The 17,420-nt window shown below is 69.5% G+C and carries 13 protein-coding genes; 1 reads left to right on the top strand and 12 read right to left on the bottom strand.

Features of this window, described 5'->3' with window-relative positions:
• Positions 1-227: 227 nt before the first annotated feature.
• The 11 genes from ACFVVU_RS12680 to typA form a co-directional block, all read right to left on the bottom strand.
• Positions 228-1,355: an ABC transporter ATP-binding protein gene (locus ACFVVU_RS12680; protein ID WP_387789675.1), complete on the bottom strand. Its 1,128-nt coding sequence runs from the start codon at positions 1,353-1,355 to the stop codon at positions 228-230.
• A complete protein-coding gene (locus ACFVVU_RS12675; RefSeq protein ID WP_380684655.1) occupies positions 1,345-2,397 on the bottom strand; it encodes an ABC transporter ATP-binding protein in 1,053 nt (350 codons plus the stop codon). Before ACFVVU_RS12675 ends, ACFVVU_RS12680 begins: the two co-directional genes overlap by 11 nt.
• A gap of 16 nt (positions 2,398-2,413) precedes the next feature.
• Positions 2,414-3,328 carry an ABC transporter permease gene (locus ACFVVU_RS12670; protein WP_380684662.1) on the bottom strand — a complete coding sequence of 305 codons (915 nt, stop codon included), beginning with the start codon at positions 3,326-3,328 and terminating at the stop codon, positions 2,414-2,416.
• Positions 3,329-3,404: 76 nt separating this feature from the next.
• Positions 3,405-4,331: an ABC transporter permease gene (locus ACFVVU_RS12665; protein ID WP_380684654.1), complete on the bottom strand. Its 927-nt coding sequence runs from the start codon at positions 4,329-4,331 to the stop codon at positions 3,405-3,407.
• A 94-nt stretch (positions 4,332-4,425) separates the two neighbouring features.
• Positions 4,426-6,054, bottom strand: coding sequence for an ABC transporter substrate-binding protein (locus ACFVVU_RS12660; RefSeq protein WP_380684653.1), 1,629 nt, complete (start codon positions 6,052-6,054; stop codon positions 4,426-4,428).
• A 197-nt stretch (positions 6,055-6,251) separates the two neighbouring features.
• Entirely contained in the window at positions 6,252-7,268 is a 1,017-nt protein-coding gene (locus ACFVVU_RS12655) for an ABC transporter ATP-binding protein (protein WP_380714710.1), read from the bottom strand.
• On the bottom strand, positions 7,261-8,310 hold the full coding sequence (locus ACFVVU_RS12650) for an ABC transporter ATP-binding protein (RefSeq protein ID WP_380683164.1): 1,050 nt from the start codon (positions 8,308-8,310) through the stop codon (positions 7,261-7,263). The genes ACFVVU_RS12655 and ACFVVU_RS12650 overlap by 8 nt, the downstream gene beginning before the upstream one ends.
• A gap of 19 nt (positions 8,311-8,329) precedes the next feature.
• Entirely contained in the window at positions 8,330-9,268 is a 939-nt protein-coding gene (locus ACFVVU_RS12645; RefSeq protein WP_380683163.1) for an ABC transporter permease, read from the bottom strand.
• Positions 9,261-10,205: an ABC transporter permease gene (locus tag ACFVVU_RS12640; RefSeq protein ID WP_350546867.1), complete on the bottom strand. Its 945-nt coding sequence runs from the start codon at positions 10,203-10,205 to the stop codon at positions 9,261-9,263. The genes ACFVVU_RS12645 and ACFVVU_RS12640 overlap by 8 nt, the downstream gene beginning before the upstream one ends.
• Before the next feature lie 91 nt (positions 10,206-10,296).
• Positions 10,297-11,931: an ABC transporter substrate-binding protein gene (locus tag ACFVVU_RS12635; RefSeq protein ID WP_380683162.1), complete on the bottom strand. Its 1,635-nt coding sequence runs from the start codon at positions 11,929-11,931 to the stop codon at positions 10,297-10,299.
• Positions 11,932-12,370: 439 nt separating this feature from the next.
• Positions 12,371-14,275 carry a translational GTPase TypA gene (typA, locus tag ACFVVU_RS12630; protein ID WP_380683161.1) on the bottom strand — a complete coding sequence of 635 codons (1,905 nt, stop codon included), beginning with the start codon at positions 14,273-14,275 and terminating at the stop codon, positions 12,371-12,373.
• Between the two features lie 254 nt (positions 14,276-14,529).
• Between typA and ACFVVU_RS12625 the strand changes: the two genes are divergently transcribed.
• The gene (locus ACFVVU_RS12625) at positions 14,530-15,666 is read left to right on the top strand and encodes a hypothetical protein (RefSeq protein ID WP_387789670.1); all 1,137 of its coding nucleotides are present in this window, start codon (positions 14,530-14,532) and stop codon (positions 15,664-15,666) included.
• Here the strand turns inward: ACFVVU_RS12625 and ACFVVU_RS12620 are convergent.
• The gene (locus ACFVVU_RS12620; RefSeq protein ID WP_387789668.1) at positions 15,663-17,399 is read right to left on the bottom strand and encodes an ABC transporter family substrate-binding protein; all 1,737 of its coding nucleotides are present in this window, start codon (positions 17,397-17,399) and stop codon (positions 15,663-15,665) included. The genes ACFVVU_RS12625 and ACFVVU_RS12620 overlap by 4 nt on opposite strands.
• Positions 17,400-17,420: the final 21 nt, after the last annotated feature.

Genomic DNA, 17,420 nt, shown 5'->3' with positions numbered 1-17,420 from the left:
CGTGACAATACTCGGCAAATTCCGCCATATCGCGCCCGGAATGACGTGCTCCGTTTTCCGAATAACGAACCGATAGCACCGGTATTCGAATCTTTACGAAGCGTAATGATCTATTTCGAGGACGGCCGGCACCCCCCACAGGAATTACCGCAGGTCGCCGGACGGAAAAGGCGGGAGCGCGCCCTCCGGGAGGAGGACGCGCTCCGTGACGGGGCCGGGCCCCGGTGTCAACCGCTTTCCGGCCCGCCCTCGGCCCGGTCGCCGTCGGCCTGGTCGCCGTCGGCCTGGTCGCGCTCGGCCGCGAAGTGGCAGGCCGACTCATGGGCGGCCGCCCCACTCAGCCAGTCCGGCGCCGCCAGCAGCGGGATCTCCACCGCGCACCGCTCCTGCGCCTTCCAGCAGCGGGTGCGGAAGCGGCAGCCCGACGGCGGGTTGGCCGGCGAGGGCACGTCACCGGTCAGCACGATCCGGTCCCGGTTCTCCCGCGCCGTCGGGTCGGGCACCGGGACGGCGGAGAGCAGCGCCTGGGTGTACGGGTGGGTGGCGTGGTCGTAGATCTCCCGGTCGCTGCCGATCTCGACCAGCTTGCCGAGGTACATCACGCCGACCCGGTCGGAGATGTGCCGGACGATCGAGAGGTCGTGCGCGATGAACATGTACGACAGGTTGAACTCGTTCTGGAGCTGCTCCAGGAGGTTGATCACCTGGGCCTGGACCGAGACGTCCAGGGCCGAGACCGGCTCGTCGCAGATGATGATCTCCGGCTTGAGCGCCAGGCCGCGGGCGATGCCGATGCGCTGGCGCTGACCGCCCGAGAACTGGTGCGGGTACCGGTTGATGTACTCCGGGTTGAGGCCGACGACGTCCAGCAGGTCCTGGACGGCCTTGCGGCGGTCGCCCTTCGGTGCCACCTCCGGATGGATCTCGAAGGGCTCGCCGATGATGTCGCCGACCGTCATCCGCGGGTTGAGCGAGGTGTACGGGTCCTGGAACACCATCTGGATGTTGCGCCGCACCGCCTTCAGCCCGGCCCCGGAGAGCCGGGTGATGTCCTCGCCCTTGTAGCGCACCGAGCCGCCGGTGGCCGGCTCCAGGTTCATCAGCACCTTGGCCAGCGTCGACTTGCCGCAGCCGGACTCGCCGACGACGCCGAGCGTCTCCCCCTGCATGAGGTCGAAGGAGACCCCATCGACCGCCTTCACCGCGCCGACCTGCTTCTTGAACAGCACGCCCCTGGTCAGCGGGAAGTGCTTGACCAGGTCGCGGACTTCGAGGATCGGCTCGCCTCGCGCCACCTCCTGCTCGAAGGCGGCCTCCACCGGCGACTCGACCGCGCCGGGCCCCTCAACGGTCATGGAGGGTCTCCTTCCAGAAGAAGCAGGCGCTGCCCCGCCCGGCCAGCTCGGTGCCGTCGTCCTCGGTGACCGGGAACAGCTCCGGCACCTCCTGCCGGCAGATGTCCTGGGCGCGCGGGCAGCGCGGGTTGAACGCGCAGCCCGGCGGGATCCGCAGCAGGTTGGGCGGCAGGCCCTTGATCGCGTACAGCTCCTGGCCCTTCTGGTCCAGGCGCGGGATCGAGTCCAGCAGCCCGCGGGTGTACGGGTGCGCCGGGCGCGCGTACAGCTCGTGCACGGGGGCGGTCTCCACGATCCGGCCCGCGTACATCACCGCGATCTTGTCCGCGACGTCGGCGACCACGCCGAGGTCGTGGGTGATCAGGATCAGCCCCATGTGGTACTCGGCCTGGAGTTCGGCGAGCAGGTCCATCACCTGGGCCTGCACGGTGACGTCCAGGGCGGTGGTGGGCTCGTCGGCGATGATCAGGTCCGGTTCCAGGGCCAGCGCCATGGCGATCATGATGCGCTGGCGCATGCCCCCGGAGAACTGGTGCGGATAGTCGTTGACCCGCTGCCGGGCCGCCGGGATGCGCACCCGCTCCATCAGCTCGACTGCCTTCTCCTTGGCCGCCTTGCGCGAGCTGCCGTGGTGGGCACGGAACATCTCGCCCAGCTGGAAGCCCACGGTGAGCACCGGGTTGAGCGAGGAGAGCGCGTCCTGGAAGATCATCGCGATCTTCTGGCCGCGGACCTTGCGCCGCGTCTCCTTGTCCATCTTCAGCATGTCCTGGCCCCGGAAGCGGATCTCGCCCCGGGGGATGCGGGCCGGCGGCATGTCGAGGATGCCCATGATCGCCTGCGCGGTCACCGACTTGCCGGAGCCGGACTCGCCGAGCACCGCCAGCGTCTCCCCCGCCCGGACGCTGTAGTTGACCCCGTTGACCGCCTTCGCCACCCCGTCCCGGGTGACGAACTCGACGTGCAGGTCGCGGACGTCGAGCAGCGGGCCCTCGTAGGGCTCCTCCCGCCGGGTCCTCCCGGTATCGACTGCTGTGGTCACGAATGCGTCCCCTCGCTCAGCGCAGCTTCGGGTCGAGGGCGTCGCGCACCGCGTCGCCCAGCATGATGAAGGCCAGCACAGTGATGGAGAGCGCCGCGGCCGGGAAGAACAGGACGAACGGGGCGGTCCGGATAACCTTCTGGGCCGAGGAGATGTCGATGCCCCAGGAGATGGTCGGGTCCTGGAGACCGATGCCGAGGAAGCTCAGCGTCGCCTCGGTGGCGATGTAGCCGCCCAGCGCGATGGTCGCCACCACGATCACCGGGGCGACCGCGTTCGGCAGGATGTGCCGGAACATCAGCCGTCCGGTCCCGGCGCCCAGCGCCCGGCCGGCCACCACGAAGTCGGACTGTTTGACCGTCAGCACCGCGCCGCGCATGACGCGGGCGATCTGCGTCCAGCCGAGCACGCCCAGCGCGACGACCACCGTCCACACCGTGCGGACGGAGAAGGCGTTCAGCAGCACCAGCGCGCCGAGCAGCAGCGGGATGCCGAAGAAGATGTCGATGATCCGGGAGAGCACCGCGTCCACGGTGCCGCCGAAGTAACCGGCCACCATGCCGGTCAGCCCGCCGAGCACGGTCACCATCGCCGTCACGAAGATGCCGACGGTGATCGAGGCCCGGGCGCCGTACACCACCCGGGCGTAGATGGAGCGACCCTGGCCGTCGTAGCCGAACCAGCCGGCGCCGAAGAAGTCCGTCCAGTCCGGCCGTTTGAGGTAGTTGTGGACCAGGTCGGCCTTGCGCGGATCGGCGTCGGTGAACGCCCAGGGGAAGATCGCCATCACGATCAGCAGCACGATCAGCACCGCCGAGATCAGGAAGATCGGCCGCCGCCGCAGATCCCGCCAGGCGTCGCCCCAGAGGCTGCGGGCCGCCTCCCGCTTGTCCGGGTCGCGCTCGATCAGGGTCTCCTGCTCGACCGCCATGCCCTGCTCGCCGGCGTAGTCCAAGTGGTCCACTCCCGGCTTGGGATGCGGCTCGTAGGAGTTCTCGTCGTGGACGTCAGGCATAGCGGATCCTCGGGTCCAGGACCGCGTAGAGCAGGTCGACGACGAGGGAGGCCACCAGGTAGACGATCACCAGCACGGTGACGATGCCGACCACGGTCGGCCCCTCCTTCTGGTTGATCGCCCGGTAGAGGACGTTGCCGACACCCTGCACGTTGAAGATGCCCTCGGTGACGATCGCGCCGCCCATCAGCGCGCCGAGGTCGGTGCCGAGGAAGGTGACCACCGGGATCAGCGAGTTGCGCAGCAGGTGACGGCTGATGATGGTGCGCCGGGGCAGGCCCTTGGCCACCGCGGTGCGCATGTAGTCGGCCCGCAGGTTCTCGCCGATCGAGGTGCGGGTGAGCCGGGCGACGTACGCCAGCGACAGCGAGCCCAGCACGATCGCCGGCAGGATCAGTTGCGAGAGGTCCCTGGAGTCCTGGACGGTCGGGGTGACCCAGCCCAGGTTGGTCGCGAAGACGGTCTGCGCGATGTACGCCAGGACGAACACCGGGATGGAGATCACCAGCAGGGTGAGGACCAGCACCAGGGTGTCCTGGATGCTGCCGCGCTTGAGCCCGGAGACCAGGCCCAGCAGCAGTCCGAAGATCATCTCGAAGGCGAAGGCCATCAGGGCCAGCCGGATGGTCACCGGGAAGGCCTGCGCCATGATGTCCGAGACCGGGCGGCCGGTGAAGCTGGTGCCGAAGTCACCCTGGAAGAGGTTCCCCATGTAGTGCAGGTACTGCTTCCAGATCGGCTGGTCCAGGTAGTACTTGTGCTTGAGATTGGCGACCACGGCGGGGTCCGCGGCCTTCTCCCCGAACAGTGCCGCGACCGGGTCCCCCGGCAGCGTGTAGACCATCAGGAAGATCAGCAGCGTGGTGCCGAAGAACACCGGGATCATCTGCAGCACCCGCCGCAGCACGTAACTGCCCATCCGAGCCTCCTTCCCGGAGAAGTGATCGAGTGCCCGGGCCCCGCCCTCCGTGCGGGAAGGGCGGGGCCCGCGGGGGAACCCAGGCCGTGCCCGGTCAGCCCTTGACCTCGACCTGCGTCCAGGCCGGGTTGCCGAAGGAGTCGAACGTCACGTTCTGGACCTTGGTGGAGTAGCCCGAGTTGGTGCGGTAGTACCAGAGCGGGATGGCCGGCATGCCCTGTGCCAGCACCGCCTCGGCCTGCTGGTAGCCGGTCACCGTGTCGGACACGCTGGCGGCCTCGTCGGCCTGGGTGGCGAGCTGGTCGAACTGCGCGTTGCTGTAGCCGAAGTCGTTGGACGCCGCGCCCGTGCGGTACACGTCGGCGAGGAAGTTGGCGTTCAGCGGGTAGTCCTGGACCCAGCCGGTGCGGAAGGCGCCGTCGATCTGGTGGCCGGTGATCGCCGCGCGGGCGGTCTTGAAGTCCGGCTTCGGGTCCCCGGTGCACTCCACCCCGGTGTTCTGCCGGATCGAGTTGCAGACCGCGTCGACCCACTCCTTGTGGCCGCCGTCGGCGTTGTAGGTGATGGTCATCCTGTTGCCGGGCACGCCGCCGCCCTCGGTGATCAGCTGCTTGGCCTTGGCCGGGTCGAAGGTGCAGTTGTCACCGCACTGACCGGCCTTGTAGCCCTCGACACCCTCGGCGACCCAGGCGCTGGCCGGCTTGCGCGAGCCCTGGAGGACCGTCTTGGTGATGGTGTCGCGGTCGATCGCCATCGACAGGCCCTGGCGGACCTTCGCCTTCTCCGGCGGGGCCCAGTCGGCCTGGTAGAGCGTGAAGCCGATGTTCTGGATGGCGCCCTGCGGGGCGTCGATCGCCCGGTCGCCGAGGTCGCTCTTGTAGGTGGCCAGCGCGGAGGGCGGCACCTGGTCCATCACGTCCAGGTTGTTGGACTGCAGATCGGCGTAGGCGGCCTCGGAGGTGCTGTACATCTTGAAGACGATGCCGCCGTTCTTCGGCTTGTCCACGCCCTGGTAGTCCGGGAAGGCCTTGGTGACCACCTGCTGGTTGTGGTCCCAGCTGACGAACTGGTAGGCGCCGTTGCCGACCGGCTTCTGCCCGTACCCGGTGGGGTCGTTGTAGAAGGCGTCCGGCAGCGGGGAGAAGGCGATGTAGCCGAGCTTGTACTCGAAGTACGAGACCTTGTGGCTCAGCTTGACGGTGAAGTGCAGGTCGTCGGTGACGGTCAGCCCGGACATCTTGGCGGTGGTCGGCTGGCCGCTCTCCGGGTGGACGTCCGCGTAGCCCTCGATGTCGGAGAACCAGGAGCTGTTGATCTGGTTGTTGGTGGTGGTCGCGGCCCAGTTCCAGGCGTCGACGAAGTTCTTGGCGTGCACCGGGGTGCCGTCGTGGAACTTCCAGCCGTCCTTCAGCGTGACGTCGAAGGTCTGCGAGTCGCTGGTGTCGATCTTGTCCGCGACCTGCATCCGGATCTTCGCGTTCGCCGGGTCGTAGTCGACCAGGCCCTTGAAGAGGTTCTGCAGGATGCGCCCGCCGCCGGTCTCGTTGGCGTTGGCCGGTTGCAGCGCGTTCTGCGGCTCGCTGCTCTGGTAGCTGAAGGTCTTGCTGCTGTCCGACGAGCCGCTGCTGCCGCCCCCGCCGCCACTGCTGCTGCATCCGCCGGCCACCAGGGCCACGGACGTCGCTGCGGCGAGGACCCATCGAGCACGGGTGGCCACGGGCATGGAGGTCCCTCCTCAAGGTGTGTGACGCATCACACCCCATGAGAAGCGCGGCCGCCCGGCGGCGCGAGTGCGGTACCCCCGGAAGGGTGCACGGGCCGCGGTGCCGGTTGACGCCCCGGCAGGCCCGGCGCGCGAACGCCGGAGGGGCCCGCGCCGCGAACGGCAGCGGGCCCCTCCGGGCGGGAACGGTCGGGCCGTCAGGCCGCGGCCGTCTCCCGGACGGCGGCGAAGTGGCACGCCGACTGGTGCTTGGCCGGGCCGCTCAGCACCTCGGGCACCGCCAGCAGCGGGACCTCGGTCGAGCAGCGCTCCTCCGCCTTCCAGCAGCGGGTGCGGAAGCGGCAGCCCGACGGCGGGTTGGCCGGCGAGGGGATGTCACCGGTCAGGATGATCCGGTCGCGGTTCGCGCGCGCCTCCGGGTCCGGCACCGGCACCGCGGAGAGCAGCGCCTGGGTGTACGGGTGGGTGGCGTTCTCGTAGATCTCCTCGTCCGAGCCGATCTCGACCAGCTTGCCGAGGTACATCACGCCGACGCGGTCGGAGATGTGCCGGACGATCGAGAGGTCGTGGGCGATGAACATGTAGGAGAGCTCGAAGTCGTTCTGGAGCTGCTCCAGCAGGTTGATCACCTGGGCCTGGACGGACACGTCCAGGGCCGAGACCGGCTCGTCGCAGATGATGATCTCCGGCTTGAGCGCCAGGCCGCGGGCGATGCCGATGCGCTGGCGCTGACCGCCCGAGAACTGGTGCGGGTACCGGTTGATGTACTCCGGGTTGAGGCCGACGACGTCCAGCAGGTCCTGGACGGCCTTGCGGCGGTCGCCCTTGGGAGCCACCTCGGGGTGGATCTCGAAGGGCTCGCCGATGATGTCGCCGACCGTCATGCGCGGGTTGAGCGAGGTGTACGGGTCCTGGAACACCATCTGGATGTTCCGGCGGACGGCCTTGAGGCCCGCGCCGGACAGCTTGGTGATGTCCTCGCCCTTGAACAGGACCTGGCCGGAGGTGGCCGTCTCCAGGTGCATCAGCACCTTGGCCAGCGTCGACTTGCCACAGCCGGACTCGCCGACGATGCCGAGCGTCTCGCCCTTCGCCAGCTCGAAGGAGACGCCGTCGACGGCCTTGACGGCGCCGACCTGCTTCTTGAACAGGATGCCCTGGGTCAGCGGGTAGTGCTTGACCAGGTCCTTGACCTCCAGGATGGGCTCAGCCATGGAGGGTCTCCTTCCAGAGGTGGCACGCGCTGCGGCGGCCGGTGAGCTCCTTGCCGTCCTTGTCGGTCACCTGGTGCAGCTTCGGGATCTCCGTGCGGCACAGGTCGGTGGCGACGTCACAGCGAGGGTTGAACGCGCAGCCGGCCGGGACCTTCAGCAGGTTCGGGGGCAGGCCCTTGATCGCGTACAGCTCCTGGCCCTTCTGGTCCAGGCGCGGGATGGAGCGGAGCAGGCCCTTGGTGTACGGGTGGGCCGGGCGCGCGTACAGGTCGTGCACCGGGGCGGTCTCGACGATCCGGCCGGCGTACATCACGGCGATCTTGTCCGCGACGTCGGCGACCACGCCGAGGTCGTGGGTGATCAGGATCAGGCCCATGTTGTACTCGTCCTGCAGCTCCGCGAGCAGGTCCATCACCTGGGCCTGGACGGTGACGTCCAGGGCGGTGGTGGGCTCGTCGGCGATGATCAGGTCGGGCTCCATGGAGAGCGCCATGGCGATCATGATGCGCTGGCGCATACCGCCGGAGAACTGGTGCGGGTAGTCGCCCACGCGCTGCTTGGCGGCGGGGATGCGCACCCGCTCCATCAGCTCGATGGCCTTCTCCCGGGCCTCCTTCTTGGAGGCGCCGCGGTGCACCCGGAACATCTCGCCCAGCTGCGCGCCGACGGTCATCACCGGGTTCAGCGAGGAGAGCGCGTCCTGGAAGATCATCGCGATCTTCTGGCCGCGGATCTGCCGGCGCTCCTCCTCCTTCATCGCGAGCATGTCCTGCCCGCGGAAGAGGATCTGGCCCTGGCTGATCTTGCCGGGCGGCATGTCGAGGATGCCCATGATGGTCTGGGCGGTCACCGACTTGCCGGAGCCGGACTCGCCGAGCACCGCCAGGGTCTCACCGGCGGCCACGGAGTAGTTGACGCCGTTCACGGCCTTGGCCACGCCGTCCCGGGTGTGGAACTCCACGTGGAGGTCCTTGACCTCCAGCAGCGGGGTGCCAACCTCCAGGCGGCCGTTCTTCTGGTTCTTCTCGATCACGGTGGTCATCGGGTCGTCACCTCTTCTCTCAGCGGAGCTTCGGGTCGAGGGCGTCGCGCACCGCGTCGCCGAGCATGATGAACGCCAGCACGGTGATGCTCAGCACGGCGGCCGGGAAGAGCAGGACGTGCGGGGCGTTCAGGAAGCGGGGCTGGGCGTCGCTGATCATCAGGCCCCAGGAGATCTGCGGGGGCTGGACACCGATGCCCAGGTAGGACAGCGCGGCCTCGGCGCCGATGTAGACACCCAGGGAGATCGCGGCGACGACGATGACCGGCGCGATGGCGTTCGGCAGGATGTGCCGGAAGGTGATCCGGCCGGAGCCGGCGCCCAGGGCGCGGGCCGCCATCACGTAGTCGTTGTTCTTGTTGGCCAGCACCGAGGCGCGCATGATGCGGAAGATCTGCGGCCAGCCGAGCACGGCCATGACCAGCGAGACGGTGTAGGCGTTGCCGGTGCCGAGCATCGACATGATCAGCATGCCGCCGAGCAGCAGCGGGATCGAGAAGAAGATCTCGGTGAAGCGGGACAGGATCGAGTCGACGATCCCGCCCTTCCAGCCGGCCAGCAGGCCGAGCAGGGAGCCCACCACGGTGACCGTCAGGGTGGTCAGCACACCGACGGTGACCGAGTTGCGAGCGCCCCAGATGGTGCGGGTGTAGATGTCGCAGCCCTGGACGTCGAAGCCGAACCAGTGCTCGGCGCTCGGACGCTTCAACGAGTTGTCCAGGTCGCAGGCACCGCCCGCGAACGGGCTGCCGTCGGTGAACAGCTGCGGCACCGCGGAGATGACCAGCAGGCAGAACACCAGCACCGCGCCGATGATGAAGACCGGGTTGCGGCGCAGGTCGCGCAGCGCGTCCGACCAGAGGCTCGCGACGCGCTCGGGCTTCTGGGCCTTCGCCGCGCCCTTCGCGCCGTTGTCGCCGGAAGGGGCCTCGGGGCCCTTGGTGATGGTGTCACTCATAGCGGATCCTCGGGTCGAGCACGGCGTACAGCAGGTCCACGAGCAGGGTGGTGATCAGGTAGATCAGCACCAGCAGCGTGACCACGCCGACGATGATCGTCCCCTGCTTCTGGTACACGGACTGGGCGAGCAGGCCGCCGATGCCGTGGATGTTGAAGATCCGCTCGGTGATGACCGCACCACCCATGAGACCGCCGAGGTCGGCGCCCAGGAAGGTGACGATCGGGATCAGCGCGTTGCGCAGCGCGTGGCGGCCGATCACCCGACGGCGCTTCAGGCCCTTGGCGACCGCGGTGCGGACGTAGTCCGCGCGCATGGTCTCCATCAGGCTGGTGCGGGTCAGACGGGCGACGTACGCGAGCGACATCGAGGCGAGGACGAAGGCCGGCAGCAGGTACGCCCGGAGCCCGTCCTCCTCGTTGAAGGACACCGAGAAGATCTCGATGCCGTAGTCGTTCTTCAGCTTGACGCCGAGCACGAGCTGGAGCACGAAGCCGGTGACGAAGACCGGGATCGAGATGACCAGCAGCGTGCTGATGAGGACCAGCTGGTCCAGGAACTTCCCCTTGCGCAGGGCCGCCATGACACCGGCCGCGACACCGACGACCGCCTCGATGACAAAAGCCACCAGAGCGAGGTTGACGGTGTACGGGAAGGCGTCCCCGATCATCTCACTCACCGAACGGCCGGTGAGGCTCTCTCCCAGGTCGCCCTGGAAGACGCCGGTGATGTAGTTCCAGTACTGAACGAGGAACGGGTCGTTCAGGTGGTACTTCTCGCGGATCATGTCCGCGACGACCGGGTCGGCTCGCTTCTCGCCGGCCAGCGCCTGCACCGGGTCACCGGGCAGGTAGTGGACCAACGCGTAGATCAGCAGCGTCGCGCCGATAAGGACAGGGATCGCCTGTATCAGTCGGCGGATCACATAGCGGCCCATTAGACCTCCACACTTTCGGACAAGGAAGGGAGGCGGGGGGAGCCGGACTGTGGTCCGGTCTCCACCCGCCCCCTAACGTCTGCGTCTCAGATCAGCCGGCGAGCTCGACCTCGGCCAGGTTCATACGACCCTGGGCGTCGGTGTCGAAGTTCTTGATCTTCTTGGAGTACGCGGCGGAGGACATGTAGGTGTAGACCGGGATGTACGGCAGGTCCTCGATCAGGACGTCGTCGGCCTGCTGGTACAGCTTCAGGCCCTCCTCCGGGCTCTTCGCCTGGTCGGCCTGGTCCAGCAGCGCCTCGAACTTGTCGTTGACGTAACCGCCGTAGTTCGAGCCGTTCTCGATGGCGACCTTGGAGAAGATCGGACGCTCGTAGTTCTCGATCGACGGGTAGTCCATCGACCACGCCATGCGGAAGGCACCGGAGTACTGCTTGGCGCCCAGCGCGTCCAGGATCTTGCCGAACTTCTCGAACGGCTTCGTGGTGACCTCGACGCCGAGGTTCTTCTTCAGCTGGTTGGCGACGGCCTCGATCCACTCCTTGTGGCCGCCGTCGGCGTTGTAGCCCAGCTCGATGGTGTTGTTCGGGACGCCGCCGGCGGTGTCCCACAGTTGCTTGGCCTTGGCCGGGTCGAACTTCGCCGCGTCGCCCATGGCGCCCTTGCGGTAGCCCGGGATCAGCGGGTTGATGAAGTCGTCGGCCGGGACGCGGGTACCCGAGAAGATCTGCTTGGTGATCGCCTCGCGGTCGATCGCCATCGAGATCGCCTTGCGGATCTCCGGCTTGCCGTAGGTGGCCGGGTTGGTCGAGATCGGGAAGCCGATGTAACCGACGCCGGACTCCGGCTTGTAGATGTAGCGGTCGCCGAACTCGCCCTTGACGGTGCCCATGGCCGAGATCGGGAGCTTGTCGGTGGCCTGGATGTTGTCGGCGCGCAGGTCGTTGTACGCGGTGTCCAGGTTGTCGTAGATCTTGAAGGTGACGCCCTGCAGCTTCGCCTTGCCGTCAGAGGCCGGGAAGTTGTCGTAGCGCTTGACCTTGATCTGCTTGTTGTGCTCCCACTTGCCGTCCATCTGGAACGGGCCGTTGCCGATCGGGGCGTCCCCGAACGACTTCGGGTCCTGGAAGAAGGCCTTCGGCAGCGGGTAGAACGCGTTGTACCCCAGCATGGTCTTGAACTGGGAGAACGGGTTGGTCAGGGTGACGGTGAAGGTCTTCTCGTCGACGACCTGCAGGCCCTTGAGCTTGTCGGTGGCCGGCTTCTTGTCCTTGCCCGGGGCCAGGTCCTCGGAGCCCTCGATCTTGGCGAAGAACGGCAGGCCCTCGGCCGCGTTGTCCTGGTTGGCGCCCCAGTTCCAGGCGTCGACGAAGGACTGGGCGGTGACCTTCTCACCGTTGTGGAAGGTGTAGCCGTCCTTCAGCTTGATCGTCCAGACCTTGCTGTCCGGGGACTCGATCGACTCCGCGACGCGCAGCTTCGGCTCGTTGGTCTTCCGGTCGTACTCGACCAGGCCGGCGAACAGCTGGCCCAGGACCTCGGCACCCTCGGACTCCGCGGTGTTCTGCGGGACCAGGCCGTGCTGCGGCTCACCGAGCTGAACGGCGATCGAGCCGCCGCCGGAGGCGGCCTTGTCGTCGCTCTTCGAGCTGGTGCTGCAGGCGGTCGCCGCGAGGGCGATCGCGGTCGCCGCGACGATCCACTTGGTCTGGGTTGCACCACGCATGGGGGGATGCCTCCTGAATTCGACTTTCCAACGAGGAGAGCACCGCGGGCGGTTGGTCCGGTCCGCCGTGCCGTCCGCGCTCGTGGTTTCGGCGCGCACCCCTGCGCGTAACCCTTGACCCGAGCCTGACTGCACCCACTATGTGTCACGCACGGACACGAAAGTGACCAATGCCGATCTCAATTAGGTCACATGAACGGTCGGTAAGTTTCGAAAATCGGACATAAGAGACATACTCAGACAGGCATCAACCGGACAGTCGTCATGAATGACGGACTGTCACGTTCGCTCAGCGGACACCTCGGCGTGGTAAGCGCTATTCCGTTTATACGCGCGTCGACAGCGTGGAGTAGTTGAAAAAGTTCGCCCCCCTTCCCATCGGAAAGGGGGGCGAACGAATCCGGCCAAAGCACCGCCGGAAGGGCTCAGAAGGCCTTGATCACGCCTTCTTCGCGCGCGAGGCGGTACGGCCGCGGTCCTTCTGGTCCAGCACGACCTTACGGATGCGAACCGTCTCCGGGGTCACCTCGATGCACTCGTCCTCGCGGCAGAACTCCAGCGACTGCTCCAGCGAGAGCTTGCGCGGCGGGACGATCGACTCGGCGACGTCGGCGTTCGACGACCGCATGTTGGTGAGCTTCTTCTCCTTGGTGATGTTGACGTCCATGTCGTCGGCGCGCGAGTTCTCGCCGACGATCATGCCCTCGTACACCTCGGTGCCCGGGTCGCAGAAGAGCACGCCGCGCTCCTGCAGGTTGGTCATCGCGAAGGCGGTGACCACGCCGGCCCGGTCGGCGACCAGCGAACCGTTGTTGCGGGTCGTCAGGGTGCCGAACCACGGCTCGTGGCCCTCGTGGATCGAGTGCGCGATGCCGGTGCCGCGGGTGTTGGTGAGGAACTCGGTCCGGAAGCCGATCAGACCGCGGGACGGGACGACGAACTCCATCCGGACCCAGCCCGAGCCGTGGTTGGACATGTTGTCCATCCGGCCCTTGCGGATGCCCATGAGCTGGGTGACGGCACCCATGTGCTCCTCGGGCACGTCGACGGTCAGACGCTCGACCGGCTCGTGGGTCTTGCCGTTGACCTCCTTGGTGACCACCTGCGGCTTGCCGACGGTCAGCTCGAAGCCCTCGCGGCGCATGGTCTCGATCAGGATGGCCAGCGCCAGCTCACCGCGGCCCTGCACCTCCCAGGCGTCCGGGCGCTCGGTGTCCAGGACGCGCAGCGAGACGTTACCGATCAGCTCGCGGTCCAGGCGGTCCTTCACCTGGCGGGCGGTGACCTTGCGGTCGACCCGGCCGGCGGACTTGGCGTCCGCGCCCTTGCCGCTGCCGCCCCGGCCGACCAGCGGCGAGGTGTTGGTGCCGATGGTCATCGAGATGGCCGGCTCGTCCACCGTGATCAGCGGCAGCGCGATCGGGTTCTCCGGGTCGGCCAGGGTCTCGCCGATCATGATGTCGGCGATGCCGGCGACGGCGCAGATGTCACCGGGGCCCGCCACCTCGGCCGGCTTGCGGGTGAGCGCCTCGGTCATCAGCAGCTCGGAGATGCGGACGTTCGAGATGGTGCCGTCGCGCTTGATCCAGGCCACCGTCTGGCCCTTGCGCAGCTCGCCCTGCTCGACGCGGAGCAGCGCGATGCGGCCGAGGAAGTTGTCGGCGTCCAGGTTGGTGACGTGGGCCTGCAGCGGGGCGTCCGCGTCGTAGGTCGGGGCCGGGACGTGCTCCAGGATGGTGGAGAAGAACGGCTCCAGGTTGTCGCTGTCCGCGGGAACGGTGCCGTTCTCCGGCTTGGTCAGCGAGGCGACGCCGTCACGCGCGCAGGCGTAGACGATCGGGAACTCGATCTGGTCCTCGTCCGCGTCCAGGTCGAGGAAGAGGTCGTAGGTCTCGTTGATGACCTCGTCGATCCGGGCGTCCGGACGGTCGGTCTTGTTGATGCAGAGGATGACGGGCAGCCGCGCGGTGAGCGCCTTGCGGAGCACGAAGCGGGTCTGCGGCAGCGGGCCCTCGGAGGCGTCGACCAGCAGGACGACCGCGTCCACCATCGACAGACCGCGCTCGACCTCGCCACCGAAGTCGGCGTGGCCCGGGGTGTCGATGATGTTGATGGTGATCGGCGCGCCACCGTCCTTGGGGTGGTACTTGACCGCGGTGTTCTTCGCGAGAATGGTGATGCCCTTCTCGCGCTCCAGGTCGTTGGAGTCCATCATCCGGTCGTCCAGCTGCTGGTGAGCGGCGAAGGCACCGGCCTGCTTGAGCATGGCATCGACCAGGGTGGTCTTGCCGTGGTCGACGTGAGCGACGATGGCGACGTTACGGATGTCGTTGCGCGTGGGCATGCCTAGCGGATTCTCCTGGAATCGTGGGTTAGAGCGCCCGGCTGCGTGACGCGCACTTGCGACCCCTGTCGGCCGCCACCACCCGTTCCGCCTGCTACTACCGGTCCACCCGCCGGGCAGGACATGCCACGGCTTCCTCCTATGGTACGGGGAACCGCCGAGCTCGGCCGAAACGGGCATCACGGGCGGGATCAAGATCACAGCTCGGTCACTCACCCTTCCACCCGGTGTTCCGCCTCCGCCAGGCTTCGGCCGTGATCCACCACCTCCGCTCCGTCCTTCCCCGGATCGTCCTCGTCGCCGGCACCGTGGTTCTGTCCGCCAAGGTCGACCACGGCCTCCCGCCGTGGACCGCGCTCGGCTTCCTGATCGGCACCCTGCTGGGCCAGGAGCCGCTCTCCGACCTCTGGGTCCTCCTCACCCACCGGCTGGGCGGGGGGCGGTTCCTCGGCGTCTCCTACGGGTGCGGGCGGGTGCTGTGGCAGGGAACGGTCGCCGGGGTCCCGGTCAGCCTGGGGCTGCGGCCCACCGGCGGCCCGCGCCTCGACTGGGGCCTGCTGCCCGTGCGGGCCCCGAGGCTGCGGCTCTGGGCCTGCTCGGTCGGCCGGCTCGCCGTGCACGGCGGTCTCGGAGCCTGGCTCGCGCTTTCCTTCACGGGGGCGGCCCGGGGCATCGGGCTCGGCTTGCTCTCCACCCTCGTTCTCCTCGTGCTCCTCGGGGCGCCGTCACCGCTCAACTCGATCTGGGCCGTCCTCGTCCTGCCCTTCCGCCCCCGGGCCCTGGAGCACCACCTCTGGTCGACCCGCGACATCACGGCCGAACGGCTGCTGTGGCGCGGCCGGATCCCCGAGGCACGCGCCGTGCTGGACGGGCCCGCCCCGGCCCGGGCGGTTCGCACCCGCCTCACGGCCGCCGGGGTGGCGCTCGCCGAAGGCCGCCACGACGAGGCCGACCGGATCATCGGGCTGGCCCTGGCGCAAGGCTGCGACCCGCGTGAGGCGCACGCCGTCGCCGCCGCGGTGATCGTGTGCCGCAGCGACAGTGGGGAGCTGACCCCGGCCACGGCCGGTGCGCTGCTGGCCCCGGTCCTGGAGGTGTTCGGCCACGACGAGCGGGCCAAGCTCCGCCACGTCCAGGGGGCGGCCGATCTCGCGCGCTTCAACGGCGATCCCGAGGCGGCCGTCCGCGCCGCCCGCCGCCACGCGGTCGACGCCCGGCTCTCCCCTCACTGGCGGGCTCACGCCGGCTGCACGCTGGCCGCCGCCCTGATCGCGACCGGGAGGCCCGAGCGGGCCGGGGAGGCTCTCGCCCGCGCCCGCCGGGAGTGCCCCGGCCTCACCCGGATCGCCGACGTGGAGCGGATGCTGGAGCGGCCCGTCGAGGTCCGCTAGCCCGCCGCCCAGCCGAGGTCCTGGAGGCGGGGGCGGGCCAGGCCCCGGATTCCGGCGCCGACCAGGCCGTCGCGGACCGCCACCGCCTCCGGGCGCTGGAAGAGCGGGACGGAGTGGCCCAGCTGCCAGATCCGCGCGTCGGTCTCCTGGAGCAGGGCGCGGCGGGCGTCCGGGTCGGGTTCGGCGGCGGCGAGGCCGAAGAGGCGGTCGATCTCGTCCGTCCCGGCCCGCGCGTAGTTGCGGCCGGCCTCCGGAGCGCCGTCCGGGCCGGGGCGGGGCTTGGCGTAGACGGGCCGCTGCTCGTCGGCCGGGGCGGGGCCGGCGGGCCAGGAGAACAGGGCGAGGTCGTAGTCGCCGGTGGCCAGGTGGTCGCGCAGGACGGCGTCCGCCGGCGCCTCCACCACCTGGACGGCCGCCCCGATCGCGCCGAGGTCCGCCGCCACCGCGTCGGCCGCCCGCCGGAGGGTCGCCGAGCCGACCGGGACCAGCAGGGTGAGCGCCAGTTCACGGCCGTCCCGGGCCCGGGTTCCGCCGCTCGCGGGGCGCTTCCAGCCGGCGATGTCCAGCATCCGCCCGGGATCGGCGACGCCCAGCGCGTCGGAGTCGTCCCGGTAGCCGGGCTGGTCGCCCGCCAGCAGGTGGTGGCCGAGCGGCGCGGCGGGCAGTCCGAACGGGGTCAGCGCGGCGTCGGCGGCGTGCCGTCGGTCGACTCCTCGGGCCAGCCCGCGGCGCAGCACCGCGTCGGTGAGCGGTTCGCGGGCGGCGTTCAGGGTGAGCTGGGCGAGGCCGGTCCCGGCTGCCCGGTGCAGGGTGACGCCGGGCAGCGCGGCGGCCCGGCGCAGCGCCTCGGCGGTGTCGGGCCCGGCGTGCTCGACCGCCGCGGTCAACGGGGCGAGGTCGAGCCGGCCCCGGGCCAGCTCCTCGGCGCGGTGCTCGGGCGGGACGGCGAGGAACTCGATCCGGTCCGCCTTGGCCGGCTCGCCCCACCAGAACGGGTTGCGGACCAGGGTGGCCCGGCCGCCCGCCGGGTCGTAGCCGTCGACCAGGAACGGGCCGGCGGTCGGGTGGGCGGTGCCGCCGGGCAGCGGGCGCTCGAAGGCGGCGGGGGTGGCGGTCTCGGCGGCGGGGTAGAGCGGGCCGAACAGGGCCCGCCAGTCGGCGCAGGGCTGTCGGAAGGTGACGCGGACCTCGTGCGGGTCGGCACCCTGGGTGATGGAGTCGACGGCCTCGTACCCGGCGGGGCGGGCGGCGGTGGCGGCGGAGCCGGCGAGCGCGGCCCGCTGGGCGATGAAGTCGGCGGCGGAGAGCGGGGTGCCGTCGCTCCAGACGGCGTGCGGGTTGAGGTGGTAGGTGACCACCTGGGGCAGCCGTCCGGGCGGGGTGGACTCGACGGCGGTCAGGTAGTCCGGGTCCGGCGTCCACTCGCCGTGCGCGTCCGGCCGGAACAGCGCCGGGTAGAGGGCGTGCGCGAGCAGCGCGGAGTCGGCGGTGGCGGCGCCCTGGTAGGCGTTCAGGGTGGCCGGGACGGCGTCGACGGCCCAGCGCAGGGTGCCGCCGTCGCGGACGGCGGCCCGGTCGACCGGGCGGACGTCCCCGGTGACGACGGCCGGGGCGGGCGGCGCGGGGTCGGGGGTGCGGACGGTGCGGGCCGGGTCGGGGCCGCCGAGGCAGCCGGCCGTGGCACCGAGGGCGAGCAGCAGCGCGGCGGCTGCGACGGGGAGGCGGGCGCGCATGGCGGCCATGGAACGCCGCCC

Origin of the sequence: Kitasatospora sp. NPDC057965, assembly GCF_042887135.1 — a bacterium.
GTDB lineage: Bacteria > Actinomycetota > Actinomycetes > Streptomycetales > Streptomycetaceae > Kitasatospora.
Note: the sequence above shows the minus strand (reverse complement) of the source record. Positions and strands in the feature narration are given on the sequence as shown.

Coding starts and splice junctions, on each gene's coding strand:
- ACFVVU_RS12620 (WP_387789668.1), bottom strand. CDS start 17,399: ATGCGCGCCCGCCTCCCCGTCGCAGCCGCCGCGCTGCTGCTCGCCCTC.
- ACFVVU_RS12640 (WP_350546867.1), bottom strand. CDS start 10,205: ATGGGCCGCTATGTGATCCGCCGACTGATACAGGCGATCCCTGTCCTT.
- ACFVVU_RS12645 (WP_380683163.1), bottom strand. CDS start 9,268: ATGAGTGACACCATCACCAAGGGCCCCGAGGCCCCTTCCGGCGACAAC.
- ACFVVU_RS12665 (WP_380684654.1), bottom strand. CDS start 4,331: ATGGGCAGTTACGTGCTGCGGCGGGTGCTGCAGATGATCCCGGTGTTC.
- ACFVVU_RS12635 (WP_380683162.1), bottom strand. CDS start 11,931: ATGCGTGGTGCAACCCAGACCAAGTGGATCGTCGCGGCGACCGCGATC.
- ACFVVU_RS12670 (WP_380684662.1), bottom strand. CDS start 3,328: ATGGCGGTCGAGCAGGAGACCCTGATCGAGCGCGACCCGGACAAGCGG.
- ACFVVU_RS12660 (WP_380684653.1), bottom strand. CDS start 6,054: ATGCCCGTGGCCACCCGTGCTCGATGGGTCCTCGCCGCAGCGACGTCC.
- ACFVVU_RS12650 (WP_380683164.1), bottom strand. CDS start 8,310: ATGACCACCGTGATCGAGAAGAACCAGAAGAACGGCCGCCTGGAGGTT.
- ACFVVU_RS12655 (WP_380714710.1), bottom strand. CDS start 7,268: ATGGCTGAGCCCATCCTGGAGGTCAAGGACCTGGTCAAGCACTACCCG.
- ACFVVU_RS12680 (WP_387789675.1), bottom strand. CDS start 1,355: ATGACCGTTGAGGGGCCCGGCGCGGTCGAGTCGCCGGTGGAGGCCGCC.
- typA (WP_380683161.1), bottom strand. CDS start 14,275: ATGCCCACGCGCAACGACATCCGTAACGTCGCCATCGTCGCTCACGTC.